The 3,589-nt window shown below is 61.4% G+C and carries 1 protein-coding gene and 1 pseudogene; both read right to left on the reverse strand.

Annotated elements, in window-relative coordinates:
• A partial coding sequence (locus Q0S16_RS19265) for an FAD-dependent oxidoreductase (RefSeq protein ID WP_295851617.1) occupies nucleotides 1–1,116 on the reverse strand: 1,116 nt, incomplete at its 3' end.
• A gap of 259 nt (nucleotides 1,117–1,375) precedes the next feature.
• Nucleotides 1,376–3,589, reverse strand: a pseudogene (locus Q0S16_RS19270) (DNA-directed RNA polymerase subunit beta'); the annotation flags it as partial.

The following is a 3,589-nucleotide window of genomic DNA, read 5'->3' on the forward strand; positions in this document are numbered from 1 at the left end:
CGACGCCGGCAACGATTTCAGCGCCGCGTCGATCAGCTGCTGGTCATTGAGATTGGCGAAGGCCAGCGCGTCGGAGCCGGCGATCAGCCAGTTCAGCACACCGTGCTTGCCGACGTCGTGGCGCGCGCCTTCATTGTACACGCAGCAGCCGCCGAAGGCTTCCGACATGAACCAGGCGCCGGGGATCTGGTCGCCCCAGAACGGCGTATCGAACAGAATCGAGTCCCGCAAATAATGCGCTGGCCGGTCGAAATAGGAGACATGCTTGACCATCGACTTGCGCAGCTGCTCGCCGTCCCAACGCATCGTCGCCAGCCACGAATGCGGCAGGCACATCACCACCAGGTCGAAGTCGCGGGTTTCCGCGCCCTTGCCGTTCATCATGTCGAGCTGGTAGCGGCCGGCCTCGGTCTTGCCCACCTTGAGGACGCGGTGGTTGAGCTGGATGTCGGCATCGACTTCCGACTGCAGGCACGTGATCAACTGCTCGTTGCCGTTCTGGATCGAATACAGGCCGATATAGCCGTCGACATCCATCACGAAGTTCTTCAGCGCGTTGAGCCCATTGGTGTTGTGGCTCTCGGTCGCGATATCGGAGCGCGCCATCACCTTGAGAAATCGCTTCGCGGTGGGGTCCGAGACTTCCTTGTCGAGCAATTCCTCGCAGGTGATGTATGCCCAGGGATGCTCGTTGTCGTGGGCCCCGACGCCTTCGTAATATTCCACCGGCGACACCATGCCGGCGCAGCGCTTGCGGAACGCCACAATGGCGTCCGCGGTCTTGTTGCCGTATTTTTTTCGCATGCCCGGCACGTCGTCGAGCAGTTCGCCGTCCAGCATCACCTGCTCGGCGTCCATCGGAATCGTCTGCAGGCCGAAATGCTGGATCAGTTCGCGCAGCGGGTCGGGTCCGGTCATCGAGTAATCATAGATCTCGGCAACACCGGCCTCGTACATCGCCGGCGCGCTGTCGAATTTCTTGGTCAGGATCTTGCCGCCGACGCGATCCGACGCCTCATAGATGGTGACCCGGCAGAGATCGCCGAGCTTCTTCTTGAGATACCAGGCGCTCATCAGGCCGCCCGGACCACCACCCACAATTGCAAGATCAAGCATCGGTCTCTTTCAGGCGCCGTGTCAGCCATGGACGGCCACATCGGGCAACAATCGATGTAGCGCGTTTGCGCGCCTAACGGAACGCGACTGGCGCGAGGCTGGCACCCCGCCTGGCAGGTTACGCTAAGCCACTCTAGATAAGATCATTTTTCATCTGAAGGGAAGATGAACAGAAAGGCGGCATGATCCCGCAGCACACGCCAGACGCGAAAAAGGCCGGCTTGCGCCGGCCTTTTCCAATCTTGTGCAACGCGGCCGCTTACTCGGCGGGCGGCAGCATCAGCGTTTCGCCTTCCGGAGCGTCCGGCACGATCGTCGCCTGCCGCTCGCGCTCGTCGAGGATCATCTTGTCGCGCTTGACCGCGACTTCGCGAATCTTCGCCATCGAGGCGCCGGTGCCTGCCGGGATCAACCGGCCGACAATGACGTTTTCCTTGAGGCCTTCGAGCGGATCCACCTTGCCGTTGACGGCGGCTTCGGTGAGCACACGCGTGGTCTCCTGGAACGACGCCGCCGAGAAGAACGAACGGGTCTGCAGACTGGCCTTGGTGATGCCGAGCAGCACCGGCGTTCCGGTCGCCATCGCCTTGCCTTCTTCCTTGGCGCGGGCATTGAGCTGGTCGAATTCGATCTTGTCGATCTGTTCGCCCGAGATCATGTCGGTATCGCCCTGGTCGGTGATCTCGACCTTCTGCAGCATCTGACGAACAATCACTTCGATGTGCTTGTCGTTGATGAGCACGCCCTGCAACCGGTAAACTTCCTGGATTTCGTTGACCAGATAGGCAGCGAGTTCCTCGATGCCCTTGATCGCCAGAATGTCGTGCGGCGCGGGATTGCCTTCGACGATGTAATCGCCCTTTTCGACGATGTCGCCGTCCTGCAGATGGATCTGCTTGCCCTTCGGAATGAGGTACTCGCGAGTCTCCTCGTTCTTGTCGATCGGCTCGATCGAGATCCGGCGCTTGTTCTTGTAGTCGCGTCCGAAGCGGATGGTGCCGCCGATTTCCGCGATGATCGCCGCGTCCTTCGGCTTGCGGGCCTCGAACAGTTCGGCCACCCGCGGCAGACCGCCGGTGATGTCACGCGTCTTCGCGCTTTCCATGGAGACGCGGGCGAGAATGTCGCCGGTCTTCACCTTGGCGCCGGTGTCGACCGACAGAATGGCGTCGACCGACAGCATGTAGCGGGCTTCACCACCACGGGCGAGCTTCAGGATCTTGCCATCCTTGCCCTTGATGACGATCGCCGGCCGCAGATCCGCGCCGCCGCGGGACGAACGCCAGTCGGTAACCACGCGCTTGGCGATACCGGTGGATTCGTCGAGCGTCTCGGCGATCGACTGGCCGTCGATCAGATCCTCGAAGCCGATCACGCCTTCAACCTCGGTCAGCAACGGACGGGAATACGGATCCCATTCCGCGATGCGCTGACCGCGCTTGATGGTGTCGCCCTCGGCCACGTGCACGCGGGCACCGTACTGAATACGATGCGTCGCACGCTCGGTGCCATCGGAGTCGCTGATGGCGATGACCATGTTGCGGACCATGGCGACCATGTGGCCTTCGCCGTTCTTGGCGATGGCTTCGTTCTTGATCGTCACCTTGCCGTCGAAGTTCGATTCGATGACCGACTGCTCGTTGATCTGCGCGGCGCCACCGATGTGGAACGTACGCATGGTCAGCTGGGTGCCGGGTTCACCGATCGACTGTGCCGCGATGACGCCGACGGCCTCACCGTGGTTGACGGGGGTGCCGCGGGCCAGATCGCGGCCGTAGCACATGCCGCAGATGCCGTTGACCAGTTCGCAGGTCAGGGCCGAGCGGATCTTCACTTCCTGAACGCCAGCCTGCTGGATGGCATCGACGTCGATTTCCTCCATCAGCGTGTTGCGCTTGATGATGACCTTGTTGGTCAAGGGATCGCGGATGTCGTCGCAGGCCGAACGGCCGAGAATGCGCGACGCCAGCGACGCAACCACCGAACCGGAGTCGATGATGGCGCGCATCTTGATGCCGAGCTTGGTGTCACAATCGCTCTGCGTGATGATGCAATCCTGCGCCACGTCGACCAGACGACGGGTGAGGTAACCGGAGTTCGCGGTCTTCAACGCGGTATCGGCGAGACCCTTGCGGGCGCCGTGGGTCGAGTTGAAGTATTCGAGAACCGACAGGCCCTCCTTGAAGTTCGAGATGATCGGCGTCTCGATGATCTCACCCGACGGCTTGGCCATCAGGCCGCGCATGCCGGCAAGCTGGCGCATCTGGGCCGGCGAACCGCGGGCACCGGAATGCGACATCATGTAGATCGAGTTGATCTGGGTTTCTTCGCCCTTGGAGTTCTTCTTGACCGAAGAAATCTCCTTCATCATTTCCTTGGCGACTTCTTCGCCGGCCTTCGACCAGGCGTCGACGACCTTGTTGTATTTCTCGCCGTGGGTGATGAGACCGTCATTGTACTGCTGCTCGAAATC

Origin of the sequence: Tardiphaga sp. (assembly GCF_025356345.1) — a bacterium.
In the GTDB taxonomy this organism is placed as follows: Bacteria; Pseudomonadota; Alphaproteobacteria; order Rhizobiales; family Xanthobacteraceae; genus Tardiphaga.